The sequence below is a fragment of the Nocardia sp. NBC_01503 genome (assembly GCF_036327755.1).
Classification (GTDB): Bacteria; Actinomycetota; Actinomycetes; order Mycobacteriales; family Mycobacteriaceae; genus Nocardia.
On sequence record NZ_CP109596.1, the window covers coordinates 5,565,386 to 5,584,229 of the forward strand.

Annotated in this window: 12 protein-coding genes (1 of these 12 only partly in view); 6 read left to right on the top strand and 6 right to left on the bottom strand. The window is 65.7% G+C overall.

Annotation, left to right across the window (positions count from 1 at the left end; translation table 11 throughout):
* On the top strand, positions 1–8,618 hold the end of the coding sequence (locus OHB26_RS25170; RefSeq protein WP_330179719.1) for a non-ribosomal peptide synthase/polyketide synthase. Its footprint begins 19,696 nt before the window's first position; 8,618 of the gene's 28,314 nt are visible here — the last part of the coding sequence; its start codon lies off the left edge, out of view; the stop codon is at positions 8,616–8,618.
* A gap of 4 nt (positions 8,619–8,622) precedes the next feature.
* Here OHB26_RS25170 and OHB26_RS25175 read toward each other — a convergent pair whose 3' ends face one another.
* Positions 8,623–9,111 (bottom strand): hemerythrin domain-containing protein, encoded by a 489-nt coding sequence (locus OHB26_RS25175; protein ID WP_330179720.1) that lies wholly within the window; start codon positions 9,109–9,111, stop codon positions 8,623–8,625.
* 388 nt (positions 9,112–9,499) lie between these two features.
* Here OHB26_RS25175 and OHB26_RS25180 point away from each other — a divergent pair, with 388 nt between their 5' ends.
* Both OHB26_RS25180 and OHB26_RS25185 read left to right on the top strand, forming a co-directional pair.
* Entirely contained in the window at positions 9,500–10,096 is a 597-nt protein-coding gene (locus OHB26_RS25180) for a hypothetical protein (protein ID WP_330179721.1), read from the top strand.
* A 109-nt stretch (positions 10,097–10,205) separates the two neighbouring features.
* Positions 10,206–10,883 carry an EamA family transporter gene (locus tag OHB26_RS25185; RefSeq protein WP_330179722.1) on the top strand — a complete coding sequence of 226 codons (678 nt, stop codon included), beginning with the start codon at positions 10,206–10,208 and terminating at the stop codon, positions 10,881–10,883.
* A gap of 100 nt (positions 10,884–10,983) precedes the next feature.
* On the opposite strand, the gene OHB26_RS25190 is transcribed toward OHB26_RS25185, so the two are convergent.
* Positions 10,984–11,736 (bottom strand): hypothetical protein, encoded by a 753-nt coding sequence (locus tag OHB26_RS25190; protein WP_330179723.1) that lies wholly within the window; start codon positions 11,734–11,736, stop codon positions 10,984–10,986.
* Positions 11,737–12,041: 305 nt separating this feature from the next.
* On the bottom strand, positions 12,042–12,551 hold the full coding sequence (locus tag OHB26_RS25195) for an SRPBCC family protein (protein WP_330179724.1): 510 nt from the start codon (positions 12,549–12,551) through the stop codon (positions 12,042–12,044).
* Between the two features lie 58 nt (positions 12,552–12,609).
* Here OHB26_RS25195 and OHB26_RS25200 point away from each other — a divergent pair, with 58 nt between their 5' ends.
* Together OHB26_RS25200 and OHB26_RS25205 are read left to right on the top strand one after the other, a co-directional pair.
* Positions 12,610–13,182 (top strand): TetR/AcrR family transcriptional regulator, encoded by a 573-nt coding sequence (locus OHB26_RS25200; protein WP_330179725.1) that lies wholly within the window; start codon positions 12,610–12,612, stop codon positions 13,180–13,182.
* A 193-nt stretch (positions 13,183–13,375) separates the two neighbouring features.
* On the top strand, positions 13,376–13,831 hold the full coding sequence (locus OHB26_RS25205) for a nitroreductase/quinone reductase family protein (RefSeq protein ID WP_330179726.1): 456 nt from the start codon (positions 13,376–13,378) through the stop codon (positions 13,829–13,831).
* A gap of 370 nt (positions 13,832–14,201) precedes the next feature.
* On the opposite strand, the gene OHB26_RS25210 is transcribed toward OHB26_RS25205, so the two are convergent.
* Together OHB26_RS25210 and OHB26_RS25215 are read right to left on the bottom strand one after the other, a co-directional pair.
* Positions 14,202–15,479, bottom strand: coding sequence for a lipase family protein (locus OHB26_RS25210; RefSeq protein ID WP_330179727.1), 1,278 nt, complete (start codon positions 15,477–15,479; stop codon positions 14,202–14,204).
* Positions 15,480–15,996: 517 nt separating this feature from the next.
* Positions 15,997–16,521: a hypothetical protein gene (locus OHB26_RS25215; protein WP_330179728.1), complete on the bottom strand. Its 525-nt coding sequence runs from the start codon at positions 16,519–16,521 to the stop codon at positions 15,997–15,999.
* A gap of 108 nt (positions 16,522–16,629) precedes the next feature.
* On the opposite strand from OHB26_RS25215, the gene ligD reads away from it, so the two are divergent.
* Positions 16,630–17,598, top strand: a complete 969-nt coding sequence (gene ligD / locus OHB26_RS25220) for a non-homologous end-joining DNA ligase (RefSeq protein WP_330179729.1) — start codon at positions 16,630–16,632, stop codon at positions 17,596–17,598.
* Here ligD and OHB26_RS25225 read toward each other — a convergent pair.
* A complete protein-coding gene (locus tag OHB26_RS25225) occupies positions 17,595–18,773 on the bottom strand; it encodes a L,D-transpeptidase (protein ID WP_330179730.1) in 1,179 nt (392 codons plus the stop codon). The two genes, ligD and OHB26_RS25225, sit on opposite strands and share 4 nt — an antisense overlap.
* Between the last annotated feature and the right edge of the window lie 71 nt (positions 18,774–18,844).

Genomic DNA, 18,844 nt, shown 5'->3' on the forward strand with positions numbered 1-18,844 from the left:
TGCCCGAGCTGCCCGGCGGCGGGGTGGGCGAGCTGCCGCTGCTGCCGGTCGCGCAGTGGATGGTGGCGTGGGGCCGGGGCTATGACCGCTTCGATCAGCATGTGGTGCTGCGTCTTTCGGGCGATATGGAGTACGCCGATCTGGTCGCGGCGGTGGATGCGCTGCTGGATCGCCACGATATGCTGCGCTCGCGGCTGGAGCGGGCTGCCGGGGGCGAGTTCTCGCTGCTGGTCCGACCGGCGGGCAGCCTCGACGCGGCGACGCTGGTGCGGCGGCACACCCTCGAATCGGGTTCGGATGTGCGGGAACAAGCCGCCGCTCAATTGAATTCGACGCTGGATGAACTGTCTCCCGCCGCCGGTGCGATGGTGCGGTTCGTATGGCTCGACGCCGCCGATGGCACGCCCGGCTGGTTGCTGGTGGCCGCGCACCACCTGGTGGTGGACGGTGTCTCGTGGCGAATCCTGCTGCCGGACTTGATATCCGCGCTCGAACAAGTGGCCGCCGGGGCAACCCCGGTGCTGGCGTCCGTCGGTACATCGATGCGCCGCTGGGCGCACGGACTCGCCGCCGCTGCGGCCACGCCCGACCGCCTGCGCGAGCTGGAGCTATGGCAGCGCATGGTGGCCGGTACCGATCCACTGTGGGGCGGAAGGGATCTGGACCCCGAGATCGACACCGCGCGAACGCTGGAGCAGACCCACTTCGAGCTTCCGGAATCGGTGACGCGCGCGCTGATCTCGCAGGTTCCCTCGGTGTTCCACGGCGGGGTCAATGACGGGCTGCTCGCGGGTTTGGCTGTCGCGGTCGCTATCTGGCGCTCACGGCACGGAGTGGACGACCCGTCGGTGCTGGTGCGGCTGGAAGGCCACGGTCGTGAGGAGCAGGTGATCGGTGGTGCGGATCTGTCTCGTACCGTGGGTTGGTTCACTTCGATGTTCCCGGTGAGGTTCGATCTGGCGGGTATCGATCTGGAAGACGTGCGTGCCGGTGGTGATGCGGTGGCGGCGGTGGTGCTGTCGGTGAAGGAGACGCTGAACGCGTTGCCGGACAAGGGAGTCGGCTACGGTCTGCTGCGCTATCTCAATCCCGGCACGGCTGCGGCATTGCCGGATCGGATGCCGGGCCGAATCGGCTTCAACTACCTCGGCCGGGTCACCGGCGAAGGAGTCGACGGCGGGCTGGGCGATCTGGCTGTCACCATCGCTCCGGAAACACCCGTCACCGTTGCGGTGGATGTCTCCGCGATCGTCATCGACGACCGCCTGCGGGCCACCCTGCGCTTCCCGAGCACACTGCTAGCGGCCGCCGAGGTCCAGGAGCTGGCCGACCTGTGGTCGCAGGTGCTGACCGCGATCGCCGATTTTGCCGAAACACCCGGTGCGGGAGCGCATTCCCCCTCGGACTTCGGTCTGCTGGCGCTGACCCAGGCCGATATCACCGCACTGGAACACGCCTACCCGACGCTGACCGATATCTGGCCGCTGACTCCGTTGCAGGCCGGACTGCTCTTCCACGCCGGATTGGCGGGCAATACCGCCGACCCGGATGTGTACACCGCCCAGGTGCTGCTGCGCCTGACCGGTGACCTGGATCTGCCACGTCTGCGCCGAGCGGCCTCGGCCGTACTGGACCGGCATGCCGGTCTGCGTAGCTCGTTCACCACCACCGGCGGTGGAGTGGGCGTCGCGGTGGTCTGCGACGATATCGAATTACCCTGGCAGCTGGTCGATCTCACCGGCCACGCGGATCCCGAAGCCGCTCTGATCGAGCTGGCCGCAACCGAGAAGGCTCGGCCCTTCGACCTTGCCGCGGCACCGCTGCTGCGCTGCACCGTCGCGCGTTCGACCGGTGGCGATTGGGCGCTCATCCTGACCGACCATCACGTCATCCTCGACGGCTGGTCCTGGCCGCTGCTGGTCACCGATCTGTTCACGCACTACGGCGGCGGCGCCGCGCTCGCGGCGGGATCCTATCGAGACTTCCTGTCCTGGTTGGCGACCCGCGATCGCGAGGCGGCGCTGGCGGCCTGGTCCGAGGCGCTCTCCGGCGCGGAACCCACCCTGATCGCGGGGCCCGCGGGCCTCGGAGCGCCCGCCGGGCCGGTGGTCGATCGATCACTGACCATCGACCGCGCGGCGACCGAGTCGGTGGTGGCCACCGCAGCCGCGGCCGGGGTCACGGTCAATACCGTGCTGCAATCGGTGTGGGCAATGGTGATCGCCCACTTCACCGGTCGCGCCGATGTCGTGTTCGGTACCACGGTATCGGGGCGTCCGGCCGAATTGCCCGGGGCCGCACGCACTATCGGACTGTTCGTCAATACGATCCCCACCCGCATCCGGTGCGAACCCGCCGAGACCGGCACGGCGCTGTGGGTGCGTATCCAGAACGAACAGGCTCGTCTGCTGGACCATCATCACCTCGGCCTCACCGATATCCAGGCGCTCACCGGTGGCGATGCGCTCTTCGACACCCTCATGGTGTTCGAGTCGTACCCCATCGACGCCGGTGATATCCGCCAGGTCGCGGGGCTCGGCGAATTGGAGCTCACCGGGGTGACCGGCACCGACTCCACGCACTACCCGCTGTCCTGCACGGTCATCATGCAGGAGACGATACGGATTCGACTGCAGTACCGTCCCGATCTGCTGAATCCGGCGACCATCGAGACCCTTTGTGAGCGAATGGAATTCGTACTCCGTTCGATCATCGCCGACCCGGCTGTCCCGGCGCGGAGTATCGATGTGCTGTCGGCCTCGGAGCGCCGACTCCTCGACGACTGGGGTCGGCGCAGGGCAATCGCACCGCTCCCCGGTATCGAGCCGAGCACGGGCGGTGTGACGCTGTCCACGCTGCTGGCAGCGGCGGTGGCCGCCAATCCGGACGGTGTGGCCGTCGTCGACGGTGACCGGCGGATGACCTATCGAGACCTGGACGCACAGTCGAATCGACTGGCGCGCTACCTCATCGGCTGCGGGGCCGGTCCCGAAGCCGTGGTGGCCGTGGCGGTTCCACGCTCGGTGGAGTGGGTGCTCGCCGTCTGGGCCGTCACCAAGACCGGTGCTGCCTTCCTGCCGGTCGATCCGATGCATCCGCTGGATCGCAACCGCTTCGTATGCACTGATTCCGGTGTGCGAGTGGGAATTACATTGTCGCGGCAGTCAGCCGATATTCCGGCCGAGAGTGTTTCGTGGGTAGTGCTCGACGATCCCGCCGTGATGTCCGAGATTCGAGATCTGCCGCAGACCCCGGTCGCCGATGCCGACCGTCGCACGCCATTGCGGGTGGGGAATACCGCGTACGTCATCTACACCTCCGGTTCGACCGGTGTCCCGAAGGGCGTGCAGGTCACCCATGCCGGTCTGGCTGCGGTGGCCTCCGCGCAATCGAGTTGCTACGCAGCCGATTCCACATCGCGCGTACTGGGTGTGACCGCGCGGACCTTCGATATGGCCGTACTCGAACTGTTGCTGGTCGTCCCATTCGGCGCGACACTCGTCCTGGCCCCGGCGGAGGTATACGGCGGTCCACGGCTGGCCGAAGCGATACGGGAGCAGCGCATTACCCATGCCATGCTCACCCCGAGTGTGGCGGCCATGCTCGACCCCGCCGGACTCGACGAGCTGCGGGTGCTGATCGTCGCGGGTGAGGCATGTCCGCCCACCCAGGTGACGCGCTGGTCGCGCACCGACCCGGCGGGCGCCCGGCGCTTCTTCAACTGTTACGGGCCGACCGAGATCACCATCATCATGAGCATCAGTCCCGAACTGCGCGTGGATGATCCGGTCACCCTGGGCGCGCCGATTCCGGGTATGGGCGCGGTGGTGCTGGACGCGTGGCTGCGACCGGTGCCCGCGGGCGTGGTCGGCGAGCTGTACGTCTCGGGTCCCGGTGTGGCACAGGGTTATCGGGGCCGCTCTGGATTGACCGCGTCCCGATTCATCGCCGACCCCTTCGGCGCGCCGGGCGATCGGCTCTACCGGACCGGGGACCTGGTCCGCTGGCTGCCGGGCGAATTCGACTCCGAGCCGGCGGTATTGGCCTATATGGGCCGGTCGGACTTCCAGGTCAAGGTGCGCGGGCAGCGGCTGGAACCGGGAGAGGTCGAGACCGCGCTCACCGATCTGGACTTTATCGACCACGCGGTCGTCGTCGTACACCGCTACGACACCGGTATGCGTCTGGTCGGATATGTGGTGGCCACGCCGGGGCGCGCGGCCGATCCGGCGGGGATCAAACGGGCGGTGGGGGAGCGGTTGCCGGGCTTCATGGTTCCGGACGTCGTGATGGTCCTGGATGAATTGCCCTTGACCAGTAGTGGAAAGGTCGATCGGGCGGCACTGCCGGAACCGGTGGCGACCCACGCGACCTACCGTGCGCCGTCCACCGCGACGGAGCGGCTGGTGGCCGGTGTCTTCGCCGAGGTACTCGGCGTGGCTCAGGTCGGGGTCGGCGACGACTTCTTCGATCTCGGCGGGAATTCACTCTCCGCGACCCGTGTTTCGGCGCGGCTGGCCGAGACCATGGGGCTCGAGGTCGGCGTGCGCGATATCTTCGAATCCTCATCCGTCGGTGCGCTGGCCGAAGCGCTGACAGCGCGGACCGCTCGGGACCAGGGGGCGGGGCCGCGGCTGGTGCCGTGGGTGCGTCCGGAGCGGGTGCCGCTGTCCTTCGCACAGCAGCGCATGTGGTTCGTCAATCGCTTCGCCCCGGACTCGGTGGCCTACAGCATTCCGCTGGTGCTGCGGCTCTCCGGTGCGCTGGATGTGGCGGCACTGTCGGCGGCGGTCGGGGATGTGCTGGCGCGACATGAGGTACTGCGCACCCGGTATCCCGACGCGGACGGGTTGCCGTTCCAGGTGGCGGTACCGCTGGCGGAGTCGGTCGCGCTCACGGATGTGGATATGACACCCGTACCGACGACAGCGGCGGGTCTCGGGGACGCGGTCGCCGCCGTGGTTTCGGCGGAGTTCGATGTGTCCCAGCGGATTCCGCTGCGCGCGCGCCTGCTCGCCCTCGGCTCGGATGAGTACGTACTGGTCCTGGTCGTGCACCACATCAGCGCGGATGGCTTCTCGATGGCTCCGCTGGCGCGGGATCTGGCCACGGCCTACGCCGCCAGGCATGCGGGGCGGCGACCGGAGTGGGCTCCGTTGCCGGTGCAGTACGCCGATTACGCACTGTGGCAGCGGGAATCGCTGGGCTCGGCCGCCGATCCGGAGTCGCTGCTGGCGCGTCAGCTCGGCTATTGGGCTCGCCAATTGCGGGATATGCCGGAGGTGCTGGAGTTGCCCGCGGATCGTCCGCGCCCCGGCATTGCCTCGCATCGCGGAGCCAGGTTCGGTCTCACGGTGGATCCCGAGACGGTCGGTGGATTGCGCGAGGTCGCTCGAGCGCAGGGCGTGACGGTCTTCATGCTCTTCCACGCCGCCCTGGCAATCGTCCTGTCGCGCTTGTCGAGTAGCACCGATATCGCGGTCGGAACGCCGGTGGCCGGGCGCGGTTCGGCGCTGCTGGATGATCTGGTCGGCATGTTCGTCAATACGATCGTGCTGCGCACCCGGATCGATGAGGCGCTGTCGTTCACCGAACTGCTCGCCGGGGTACGCGGGGCGGATCTGGAGGCGTTCGCGCACTCGGAGATTCCCTTCGAACAGGTGGTGGAGGCTCTGGATCCGCCTCGGACGCAGGCGCATCACCCGCTGTTCCAGGTGATGCTCGCCTTCCACAACCTGGATGCGGCGGCCCTGACACTGCCCGATATCGAGGTGACGGCGGCGGGTGCGGATACCGGGGTCGAACGGTTCGATCTGACCTTGACGCTCACCGATACGCCCGATGACACCGGCGCTATGCCGGTCGGAATCAGCTACGCCACAGATCTTTTCGATTCCGCCACGATCGAGGTATTCGCGCAGCGGCTACTGGCGGCATTGGGGGCGGTGGCCGCCGACCCTGGCGTACTGGTGCGGGATATCGACGTGGTGGCGGAGGGGGAGCGGGAGCGGCTGCTCGCTTTGCCGAGTCACTCCGATGAAAATGGCTCTCTTACAACGGGTATCGGCTTCGCCGAAGTCCTGGCGAACGCCGTTGCGGCGAACCCGGACGGCGACGCGGTGGTCGACGGCGCTCGGCGACTGTCCTATCGAGAACTCGATGAGCGCTCGAATCGGCTGGCGCGGTCGCTGATCGGGCATGGCGTCGGCCCGGAGTCGGTCGTCGCGGTCGGTATTCCGCGATCCCTCGAATGGGTGTCGGCGGTGTGGGCGGTCGTCAAGACCGGTGCCGCCTTCGTCTCGGTCGATCCGGCGCATCCGGTCGAGCGCAATCGCTATGTGCTCGCGGATTCCGGTGCTCGAGTGGGCATTACCCTTGCCGCGCATGCCGATACACTGGTGGCGGAGAACCCGTCCTGGCTGGTGCTGGACGATCCGGCGGTCGCCGCGCAGCTCGAGCGCGAGGTCGGCACCCCGGTGGCCGAGGCCGACCGGCGAGCTCCCGTGCGAGTGGGCAATACCGCCTACCTCGTCTACACCTCGGGCTCGACCGGTGCACCCAAGGGCGTCGAGGTGACGCATGCGGGCTTGGCGGCGGTGCTCGCCGATCACCGGCGTCGCTGTGCGGCCGATCCGGATTCACGGGTCCTGAGTGTGGCCGCACGCACCTTCGACGCCGCGATCCTGGAGCTGCTGCTGGCAATCGACGCGGCCGCGACGCTCGTTATCGCACCCACCGATGTCTATGGTGGACAACCGCTCTGGGATTTGATGCGCGACGAGGGCATTACCCACGCCTTCCTCACACCCACCGTCGCGGTCTCGATCGACGCGGCCGGCCTGGAAGATCTGCGGGTGGTGCTCACCGGTGGTGATCGGTGCACGCCACAGCTGGCATCGAGGTGGTCCGGCAGCGACGTGGCCGGTTGCCGCCGGGTGCACAATCTCTACGGTCCCGCCGAAGCCACGATCTGGGTGACCGGTACCGAGCTGACGCCCGGGCATACCGTGGATATCGGTGGCGCGATCGCCGGAATGCGTGTGCTGGTACTGGATTCGTGGATGCGTCCGGTCCCGGTGGGCGTGCTCGGCGAGCTGTACATCTCCGGTCCCGGTGTGGCGCGCGGATATCGCGGCCGCCCAGGTCTGACGGCCGCCCGCTTCATCGCGGATCCCTTCGGCGCGCCCGGTGATCGCCTCTACCGGACCGGCGACCTCGTACGCTGGTCGCTTTCCGAATCCGGCTCTGGCACACCATCATTGATCTTCGTCGGCCGTTCCGACTTCCAGGTGAAGGTGCGTGGGCAGCGACTCGAACTCGGCGAGATCGAGGCCGCCCTGTGCGATCTGCCCGATATCGCACAGGCGGTCGTCGTGGCGTACACCGCGGGCGGCGGCGTCCGGCTGGTCGGCTACGCCGTCCCGCACGCCGGATATGAGATAGACCCCGCCCGAACCAGGCAGGCGGTGAGCCAGCGTGTGCCCGGCTATATGGTTCCCGACGTCGTCATGGTCCTCGACGAATTGCCGATGACCGCCACCGGCAAGGTCGACCGCCGTCAACTGCCCGATCCGGTCTATCCCACCCGCGAGTTCCGTACGCCGTCGACCTCCTCGGAACGTCTTGTGGCACAGGTCTTCGCCGAGGTACTCCAGGTGGATCAAGTCGGCGCGGATGACGATTTCTTCGCCCTGGGCGGCAACTCCCTCGCCGCGGTACAGGTCGTCGCGCTCATCCACTCCCGAACCGGCCGCCGCATCCCACCGAGCCTGCTCTTCTCCGACGCGAGCCCGGCGGCCTTGGCGCGCATGGTCGACAGCGACGCCGACGGTATGAACATCTCCCTCGGCGTCCTGACACCCCTGCGCTCCACGGGAACTCGCGCACCGTTGATCTGTGTCCATCCGGGCGGTGGCCTGGCCTGGGTCTACGGTGCGCTCGTCGGTCACCTCGCCGCCGACCGCCCCGTCTACGGCCTCCAGGACCCGCATATCGTCGCCGACGAACCCAGGCTGGAATCGGTTGGCGCATACGCCGATCGCTACGTCCATGAACTCCTGGAGCGGTTCCCGGACACCACCTACAACCTCGTAGGCTGGTCCCTGGGCGGCCAGATCGCCCACGCCGTAGCGGTGCGCCTGCAAGAACTCGGCCACCGGGTCGGCCTCCTCGCCCTGGTCGACGCCACCCCCGAAACCGCCACCGAAGACCGCCCCGAACCCGAACAGGCCGAGGTGGTCGAAGCGGTAGCGCGCATCCTGGGCGGCTGGCGCGACGCCCTGGAACTCGACGAGGTCCCCACCTTCGACAACCTCGAAGACTTCTACGCCCTCCTCTCCGACCGCCTCAGCCGAGCCGGAATCCTTGCCCCCCAACAGGTCCAGCGAGTCCTGGAAAGCTTCTCCAACCCCCTGCCCTACGACCCCGGCCACTACACCGGCGATGCCTTGCTACTCACCTCCGCCCGAGAATCCGGCCGAGACCGATTCGCCGAGATCTGGCGCAACCACATCACGGGCCGCATAGAACAAATCCCCATCGACGAATGGCACACCGGCATGCTCAACGCCGAAAAGGCCGCCGAAATAGGCCCGATCCTGGAGGCCCGCCTGGGATAGCCGACTAGCGGGGAGCTGTGCCGAACAGCTCCCTTCCGTCGTGATCGCCGGTGGACAGTTCATCGAGCGCGGCGACGATACGCCGTTCTTCCCACTGGAAATGAGATTCCAGAATGGCGGACAGCCCCATGATCTCCCCGCGCACCGCCACGAGATTGTCCGCGGTGACCTCGGTGAGCAGCCCGGTCATCCGGGTCAGGATGTCAGCGACCAGCCGATGGTCGGCCCCGAGCTCGGCGAGCACCGGAGCCAACTCCGGAAATCGCTGAGCCAGAATGGGAAACGCCGTCTCATCCTCATTCGTGTGATGGTTGGTGAGCGCGCGGCAGAACGCCAGACAATGCCCGCGCAGCTCACGAAGCGGACGAACGGTGGAGTCGGCCCGATACTCGTCGAGCTCGCGAGCAACGCGCTTCAGCTCGCCGCGCAGCCAGTTGTGGGTATCGATGAGTTCGCGCCCGAGCGCTCGCGCACGATTGCTATCGGTGGACATGGAAGATCTCGTTTCATGAGGAGGCGGGCCCCGCCAATCGCCGAATATGGGCGCGCCGGGACCGCAAGCAGTTGTGGGAGAAACAGATACGCGCTGACTGAAATGCGCGTGCAGCTCAACTCAGCAGGGCTGAAGCTGTGAACCCATGATTGCCTCCTGAAATAACGGCGCCTCCATATCAACCGCCGTCCACCCGGCGCCGACACGCGACACCACCCCATCCTATCGACCCGATCATGAAACCTCAGTCGGCGACCAGTTACGTAGTCACGGCGGTGACGGAACCTGCCACCAACCAGGCTGACCCCACACCCGCAGCAGTGTCTTGACATAAAGGGGCGCCAGAGTAGTGCGTTGTTTTTGGTCGCCCGAATGGCATAGTGAGCGGGTGCCGAATCTCGACTTCTATGCCGTGGACGAGGACTGGTCGGACGTTCTTGAAGTTGTTTTCGAGCTCGGCCTGTTTCGAGTGTTCGAGTCCTACTCCGAACCGGGTCACGAGTTGCGGGAATTTTCTGCCGCCGTTGAAATCCCCGATAACCTGCTAGGTAGGCATCTGATGTTGTTCGTAGCGGGAGCGGGGCCAGAACCCTTTGCCCGGCGGATCGACTTTGCCTCGGATGTCGTCAGCGACAACCCATTTCGATATACGTGTGAGGGTTGGGGACTGATCCAGCTCCATTACGGAGGCCCATGGGGCGACCACGAGTTGCGCTGGACCCATACCAATCACAACACGGCCAAGCGTGCTGCGGTGTGGTCGGCAACCCTTCCTCGGCTCGGTGAGCCCGCTGCCTGGGACTGGGCTGCGATAGCGAAGGCTTCGAGCCGACTCAACCGAGTGATCCAGCGGAAGGCAGTCGGCAAGATCGGCTCGCATCCGGTATTGCCGTACGCACAGCGATTCATCGCGGACGGCGGGTTGCAATACGAGTACGGTATGGGCGTTCACGCCACCCCTGCCGCTGGTATGAGCATCGGGTAGTGGCCGATGCCGCGATCACTGTCGTGGCCCTCACGCTGTCAACGAACCGGCTTGCTGGCGTCGTCATTGGTCGCACGCTCGTCGGCATGGAGTGCTCGGTGTCGCCGGCGTGCAACTGACGTTCTTCGTTGCGGTGGACCGGGTTCCGGTGGCAGTGGTGATGGTGCTGGTAAATCTTGCGCCCGCACTGGTGGCATTGTGGGTGCAGACGGTGCGGCGCATTCGGTTGCCGGGGCTGGTGTGGCTGGGCATCGGGTTGGCGGTGGCCGGTTTGGTCATGGTGGCGCAACTCTGGCGAGACGCTCGGTTGGATCTACTCGGTGTTGCCGCGGGTCTGGGCTCTGCGGTCTGCTCGGCCGGATATTTCCTCCTCGGTGAACGCGGCGCGAGTCGGCACGATCCGATCGGGCTGACCGCAGTCGGATTGGCCGTCGGCGCGATTGTGATGGCGGTGTTCGCTCCGCCGTGGACGCTGCCCTCCGAACTACTCACAGCACCGGCTGTGCTGCGCGGTCTGCAGGCACCGGTGTGGCTGGTTTTGCTGACGCTGGCCATAGCCGGGACCGTTCTGCCCTACCTGGCCGGTCTTTTGGCCTTGCGTGACCTGCCCCCGGCACTGGCCAGTGTGCTGGCGGTGGTGGAGCCACTGGTCGCCACCGCACTGGCGTGGCTGCTGCTCGGCCAGTCGCTCGAACTACCTCAGATGGTCGGGGCGGTGATCATGCTGTTCGGCGCGATGTTGGTGCAACTGACCTCGCCCGAAACTGCTCAGGCGATACCAGACTGAATGCAGGACCGCTGATCTGGCACGGTCATGCACGCTCATCGGCATGAGCGGAAGTCGGTTTCGATCGTGTTAGCGGTGGCGATTCACTACCCGCCGTGTATCACCGGTCCCCGCCCTGTGTCACCAATTGCTTTACTGCGGTGATCATTTCGGAGAAGAACTCCTCCGGCAACACGTGCCACGTCCACGCGTTGCCGAGGCTCGACGGAAGCCGGTGGGCGGCATCCGCGACGAGAACGTATCCATAGTTTTCGGGGTACTCCCCAGGCAGCCCGAGTCCGACCGCCAGCCAGGGCATGAGCTCTGGAAGCTCGAGATAATCCCACCACGGCGCGTCATCCCAGCCGCGCCTGTTCTGGACCACCACCTCGAAATGCCATGCTCTCGAACACAAACGGCGGATCGCGTGCGCGATACGATCATCGACGTCGGTGAGCTCGGTATCGATCGCCGCATGCGCTTCACCGATGTAGTTGAAGACCGGACCGAATATATTGCTGGCACTGGACAACACTTCGCACACCGATGGCCGCTGCTGCTCCAGCGAGAACGAACCCTGAACCCGAGCCGCGCTCAACGGTTCGGCGACGGTCCACAGTCCAGAGCGACCGAGCGGCCACTCCAAGCTCTCGTCCGAGCCCGAGAGCTCGAGGATCGGTCCCAGCGCCTCGTCGCGCCACTCCAACGAGGCTGTGCGAGCAAGCGCGCGGACCACCGCGCCTTGCTCGTCGGTAATCGGCGCATCGAGTTGCTCGACGGTGAGCGGCCCGAACTCCTGACACCATCCGCGCAGTACCGCCTGCCGAAGCCGCTCCCCAGCCCGCCGCGCGGCCAGCGGTTCACGCGCGGCCATCACCACCCGGTACGTCTCGTCCCATCGATTCCGATTTCCCACAAGATCATTGTCCACAGGTCACGGCGAACCAGCATCAGCGATTCGGGCGACTGCCTCGATGCTCCTCGCCCGCACCTGCGTTATGTCCTGTACCGGACCAGGATCGCCACCGCCCGTTGAGGTTCCGCTGCATCTGCGCGGCCCGGTTCGGTCAGCACGCCATGCGGCACGAGCCCGCACCGGGAAGAGCTGTCGGCCAACGAGTTTGGAAGGCCGACCAACGCGCGGGGTGCGGCAGATGAGTACGTTAACCAGGCAACGCACTAGCCGACCGGAACCGCCGCATGGACTCGGTCGAGCGACCGACGCAGCATCCGCACCCATGGCGACCATCGGGCAGGTTCGATCGGCGGACATCCCACTTCTGTTGCCACGCGATCGAGCAATTCCTCGATCACCGCGTCGTGCAGCCAACGGATGGCAAGGGTCCACAGCAGCCATCCTCGCGTCTCACGAGCCTGTGCGACGACGAGATGCCTTATGACGCAACCATTCTCGCCACGATCGACGATCTCGAAGGTGTGTGCGCCAACGAAGGGCATGCTCGGCGCGAAGGTGAACTCGACGGCGCGGCCGGGTTCGTAGGCGGTGCAGGCATAGCGGATGGTGCCGTGGCCACCGTCAGCGCCGACCCGCAAGGGCTGATCCATCGTCAGTGCTGGCCAGTGGTCAGCGGGCCACACCGAATTGCCGGGCTCGGCCACGGTGTCGAGCAAAGTCCCGACCTGCTGTGCGGGGACAGGCAGCTCTCGCTGATGGATATTCCAGATCATCGTGCCGTCCATTCCATACGGTGCCGTATTGTTTTTCCGTACGGTACCGTATGGAGTCGTGGTGGAGAAGAGGCGACGGCTCAGCCGAGACGACTGGATCGCAGCCGCGCTGGCCGCGGTGGCCGAGGGTGGCGTCCGAGCGGTCGCTATAGAATCGCTCGCCGCGCGGCTGGGCGCCACGAAGGGCAGCGCCTATTGGCATTTCGCGAACCGAGACGAGTTGGTGCGGGCGGCCTTAGAGCACTGGGAAAATAGCGAGACCGATGCCGTGATCGCGCTGATATCGGCCGAGCCGGATCCGGCGGTCGGCCTGCGGACCCTGTTGGAGACCGCACTGTCGCATCCTCAGGAGAATCTCGCGGTTCTGTTGTCAGGCTCCAACGACCCCCTGGTTGAACCGGTCCTGACCCGCGTCACCAACCGGCGTATCGACTATCTCGCAGAGTTGTTCACCCGGCTGGGCTTCAGCCGCGAAGCGGCTCGGCACCGGGCGGCGATGGCGTATTCGACGTATTTGGGCACGGGACAGCTCTGGCAGACAGCGCGCGGCGCGCTGCCCGCGGACGCCAACGCGTGGGATTCGTATGTGACCGCGATATCGCAGATCTTGATCGAGCCCGGCACCTACTAACTCACTTCCGCCGACGATTCCATTGCGCAACTCGCATCGACAGTCCGCCCGGCTCGGACACGATCATCGGCAATACAGGGTGTTCTGGCTCGTGCCAGCTCCAGTCATTGACTCAGAGCGGCCACACATGATGCAGTCACAAAGCTCGCGAAGATGTCGACGGAAGATGCCGGTCGACTGAAGGGGAGAGGCCATGGGCGACAAACAGAAGACCCCCGATTGGGTTGCGGAAAGCGGCGCGTGGGTGCTGGAAAACGGACATCGAGCCTTGTTGAAGCTGACCGGCGGTCGCTGGCCGCACAGGCTCGGCTCGATGCAGGCGTTGGAGCTGCACACCATCGGTCGCAAGACCGGTGAGCGGCGCTCCACGTTGTTGAGCTCGCCCGTTTTCAGTCCGGAGCGGATCGTCCTGATCGCCTCGCTCGGCGGCGCTTCGCACAACCCCGCCTGGTATCTGAATCTCGTTACCCATCCCGATGTCGAGATCACCGTGCGCGGTGAGACCAAGCCGTACATCGCGCGCACCGCTTCCGCGGAGGAGAAGGCCGAGCTCTGGCCCGAGATCACCCGTGGCTTCGGCAACCCGTACGACGGATATCAGCGCAGTACTGCGCGGGATATCCCGGTGGTTATCTGCGAACCTGCCTGACAGCGGCTCGGTCACGCCTGGATGGCTGATTCGGTTCGCCCGGTACGCGGCTAGTAAGAGACTGGTGTCAGGATCAGATCCCGGCCAGGATTTGATCCAGGTGCCCGGTGGGGTGCTCCTGTCACCCAGGGTTCGGCTCAGTGCCGGTCAGTCGTGGCGATGCGTGCCAGCACTGGTTGCAGTCGGCCCCACGGCATCCAGCCGCCGCAGTTCTCATCCGGTGTCCACAGTGTGTGCTCGGGAATTTGGGTGTGGGCACTGATCGCGAACCTCTGGTGGGGTCCACTCCGGCCTGGGCGTGCTCATGAACAGCAGTCATGAAGGGTCGCCGGAAGTACTCCTGGCATTTGGCTGTGTGGCCGGTTGAGTACTACGCACCACCGATCGCCATAGACGGCACCGTGCGCGTCGAGCAGCCCTTTGGTGCGGCCCGCCCCGCCAGACGTTCATCGATCCAAAGCAGGGCTGCGGGCAACGCACTGATCGCGAGAATGGCGTGTTCGCTCAATTGGTCCCGCGTATAGGTCACCGGCGCCCCCGATGCGCACCACTGTGCCACCGTCTGATCGACCGGCGCGATGGCGACGATCTCGTCGTTCACAGCGTGAAAGAGGAAGAGCGGCACGGTCGGTGCCGTGACGCCGTCGATCTCGTCGAACGACGCTTGTAGCTGCTCCAACAGCTGCGAAAAAGGGATCGTCAGGTAGTCGTTCATGTGCAGGAACGCGTACTTTTCCACGGCGGGCACCGAGCATTCGCCGCCACCCGCCGCCATCAGCGCTTTCCCGGCAGGCGTCAGATACGTATCGAACACCGCTGCGATCCGCGGATCGGCGCGCATCATGCCCGGCAGGAGCGCTAGCAGGAAACCGGAGAATGGGCCGCCGTCGAGCGACCGCAGGTACTCACTCATGGGCTCCAACGGACCGCCTGCTCCACCGCCCCGAGCAACACCCACCAGTCGCAATTCGGGGGCGTAGGTCGGTTGAACCTGTGAGAGCCAAGCGCTGCCGTACGAGCCGCCGGAGTAACCGAACGCAGCAACCGGAGTATCGGTGCCCGACAGGCCGAGCGGTGCGAACGCCTCGGCCGCGCGCACTCCGTCGAGCGCGGTATAACCCGGCTGATTCGGGGTGAGCAACGCCCCGTTCGCCCCCTCCCAGTCGGGTACGGAAATCGCATGACCTGACGACAACATCTGGTCGATCGAAATGAAATCCAGCGAGGCGTCGTACTTGTGGTCCATCGGGACCGCTCCTTGCCGGAGCGCGAACGAGGAAGCGCATTGCGGGGCCGAGGCATCTTCGGCAGCCTGATAACTGATCAAGCCTTTGACCTGCCCGGTTCGTGGCCGCAGCACCGTTGTCACGGTCGTGATGGGCTGACCGGCGGTATCGGTCGTTCGATACAGCAACTGCCAGGCATCGGCGTCCTGCGCCTGCGGACCCAGCGAGGCCACCTCGATTGGCCGCGAATTCAGCACGGTGCCCGGCGCCTTCGAGTCCCAGCCCAACGGCGGGGTGTAGAACGGGTCGTTCTGCGGAATCGGGATCGGCTCCGCACCACCGACCGCGATGGCAGTACCGGTAAAGCACAACACAGCCGAAACCGCGATCAGAACCGAGCGCAGCTGACCGCGTGTGACCACTGAACACGCTGCGCCACAAGACGATACGCCACTGCCCAACATTCGGACTTCCCTCCCTGGAGGGGGCCGACTCCCGCGAATCCCCCTGAGGGCAGTCAGATTACATTCCTCGACCGAGGTCGATACCCGAACCGACAGCGAAAATCACGGCTGCCGCCCGCCCAGCTCGCCATGCGCCCCAGTCGCCAACACTCGCCCGAGGATCTCTATCGCGCTCGGTCCTCGGCAGCTCAGTGTGTTCGGTCAGCCTCGAATCGCCACGGCCGGTTGATCTTCCACCGCATCGCGCTGGCCGGTTCGGTCAGCGCGGTCGGCCTTATCGTTCCAGAGCTTCGAACAGACGACATTGCCGCTGGCGATCTCCTCGTGAGCGATGCCGGCAACAAGTAACCGCGGAAGCTGAACATCCCCTTCTGCCGCGTGGCCGGCGCAGGTTGCTCCGGGCTCCAATCGGCTCGATAGACGCCCTCGATGGCTCTACATGTGGCCGTCGGCCCGGGCTGTCCGTCGGCCTTCATCACCCTGAGCTGATCGAGATAGTGCCAGCCTCGATAACGCCAATCACCGTGGTTCCACGGCCCGCAATGGTGAAGACGCTGTCGACCGGAAACCGAAACTGCGTAGCGTTCGGCGTTCCGCTGACCATGCCACGATCAGCTGTCCCGTGCGCTACCCATTCTCGGGTCGGATCAGCCCAGCTCAGGACAAAGATCAGTATCACCAGCATCACGCCGACGACGTTCTCGACAAGGAAAACCCCGCGTGTGCTGACACTGCCCGCAGCTGCGAACACCGCAGTGAAGGCCGACATCACAAGCACGATTCGACGGCCGACCGGCCGGTGCCGCAACATCAGAACAGCACCGAGTCCATGGACAATCATGATCACGGCCGTGACCAGGACCGCGAAAGCATATGTGGCACTGCGCTTCCCGACCGGGAGTCGTTCAAGATCCGAGAACGATATCCGGTTGAACCCGATGTAGGCGGTCCCAACTATCCCGTACACCGCCATCGCGAGCGCCAGTACACCGGCTGTCATCGGCACTGGTCATGCCGTCATAGTTGCGGATACCAGCGACACCGTAGCGTGGCCGTTTCCGGTCTCCGTTGCGTCGGAATTGGGTGGATTTCGGATATTGTCGGACGGATGGCCAGTAAGTCGGCGTCTCCGGCGGTGGAACTGACGGTCGGTGAGCATACGGTGCGGGTTTCGAATCCGGATCGGGTGTATTTTCCCGAGACCGGGGCGACGAAGTTCGACCTGGTGCAGTACTACCTGAGCCTGGGGGACGGGATTGTCAACGCGCTGCGGGATCGGCCGTGCATGTTGCATCGGTTTCCGAAGGGGCTACCCGGCGGGAAGGTGCATCAGAAGCGGATTCCGGGTGGGGCGCCGGAGTGGATTCCTACTGTGCAGCTGTACTTTCCGCGCTATGGGCGCACCGCGGATGAGCTCTGTGTCGAGAAGTTGGCGGATGTGATTTGGGCGGTGCAGATGTCGACGGTGGAGTTCCATCCGTGGAACTCCCGGCGGTTCGATACCGAGATGCCCGATGAGTGGCGGATCGATTTGGATCCCATGCCGGATTGCCCGTGGTCGCGGGTGCAGCGGGTGGCGGGTGTCGTCCATGAGGTGCTCGACGAGTTGGGGGCGGTCGGGTGGCCCAAGACCTCCGGCGGCAAGGGGCTGCATATTTATGTGCGCACCACCCCGACCCACGGCTTTCAAGACGTCCGCCGAGCCGCCCTGGCCTTCGCCCATGAAGTCGAGCGCCGCGCCCCCGACGACGTCACCACCGCCTGGTGGCGCAAGGATCGCGACCCCGGGATGCTGTTCGTCGATTACAACCAGAACGCCCGTGACCACACCATCGCGGCGGCGTATTCGGTGCGCGGCGTCCCCGAGGCGACCGTCTCCACACCGGTGCGCTGGGACGAGATCCCCGACCTGCACCCGCGCGACTTCACCATGAGCACCGTCCCCGCCCGCTACGCCGAGCTCGGTGATCTGCACGCGGGCATCGACGACGCGGTCTTCGACCTCGAACCACTACTCGAATGGGCCGACCGCGACAAGGTCGAAGTCGTTGACCTGGACGAGGATTCGGACGGTTAGCTCCGGGCGCTGCCGTGCAACCAGTCCGGCCAGGGGATGCTCCAGTCGCCGTTCTGCCAGATATCCAGGGGATCGCCACCGGTATTGCGAACCTCGACCACATCACCGGGGATGACGAAGTCGAAGAACCAGGCGGCATCATCGGGGGAGATGTTCAGGCAGCCGTGGGAGACATTCGTATTCCCTTGTGCCCAAACACTTTGCGCGAGAGCATGTACGAAAATGCCGTCGTGGCTGATGCGCACGGCGTGATGGATGGTCGAGCGGTAGCCCAGCCCGGAGTTGATCGGCAGGCCGTAGCTGGAGGAGTCCATGATCACCGGGTCCTGCCGATCGAGAACGGTGTACGTGCCCGGGCGTGTCCAGAACGACAGCACCCGCCCGCCGACGACCGAGGTGCCGCCCATACCCATGGAGGTCGGCATGGTGCGGATCAGATTTCCGTTCTCGAAGACGTCGATCATCTTGGTGTTGTCATCGGCGATGGCCACGTGCGCGGGTCCGATGAGCACCGAAACCCGTTGATCGCGTGCGCCATAGCCGCCCGCACCGAGTGCGACACCGAACAGTTCGGCGGAGACCGTCACCCGGCTGCCGGGCGCGTAGTACCGCTCCGGCCGCCAGTGTGCGTTGCGATCATCGAGCCAATACCAGCCGCCGGGAACCGCGGGCTCGGTGACGACCTTCAAACAGCCCTCGGCCGCCGCCCGGTCGACGGGCGCGTCGAAGTGCGCGACCACGACGAAACCCACTCCGTACGTATCGTTTTCGGCCAGTTCGACCATGGTCGCCGAGCGCAGCGACACATCGATCAGCTGATCGGGGGCCGGTGTCACGCAGCTCGTGGTCGCGGTGACATCACCGGTCTCACCGTGCGCCACCGCCTTCGCCGTGTAGCTGTGCCCGTACCCCAGCGGTTCGCTACTGGCCCAACCGCGCTGATCGGGCGCCATGACACCCGGAAGCGCCCGCCCCGTCTCATCGATCCACTCGACCGACCGCAATGTCCCAGCGCTGACCTTCACAATGCCGGGCATGCGCGCTCCGGCTTCGTGCACCGCCGGATCGAATCGGATCACCGCGGGTTTCGGCGGGGCGGCCGGTTCCCGCGCGCAACCGGCCAGTCCGAGGCCCCCGGCCAATCCGATGAGCACCGCACGACGTCGGATTGCCACGGCGTTCCTCCATTCACCCGGTGGGTCCGGCCCACTTCGCCTGACAGCATGTGTGGAATAGGCAAGCATCG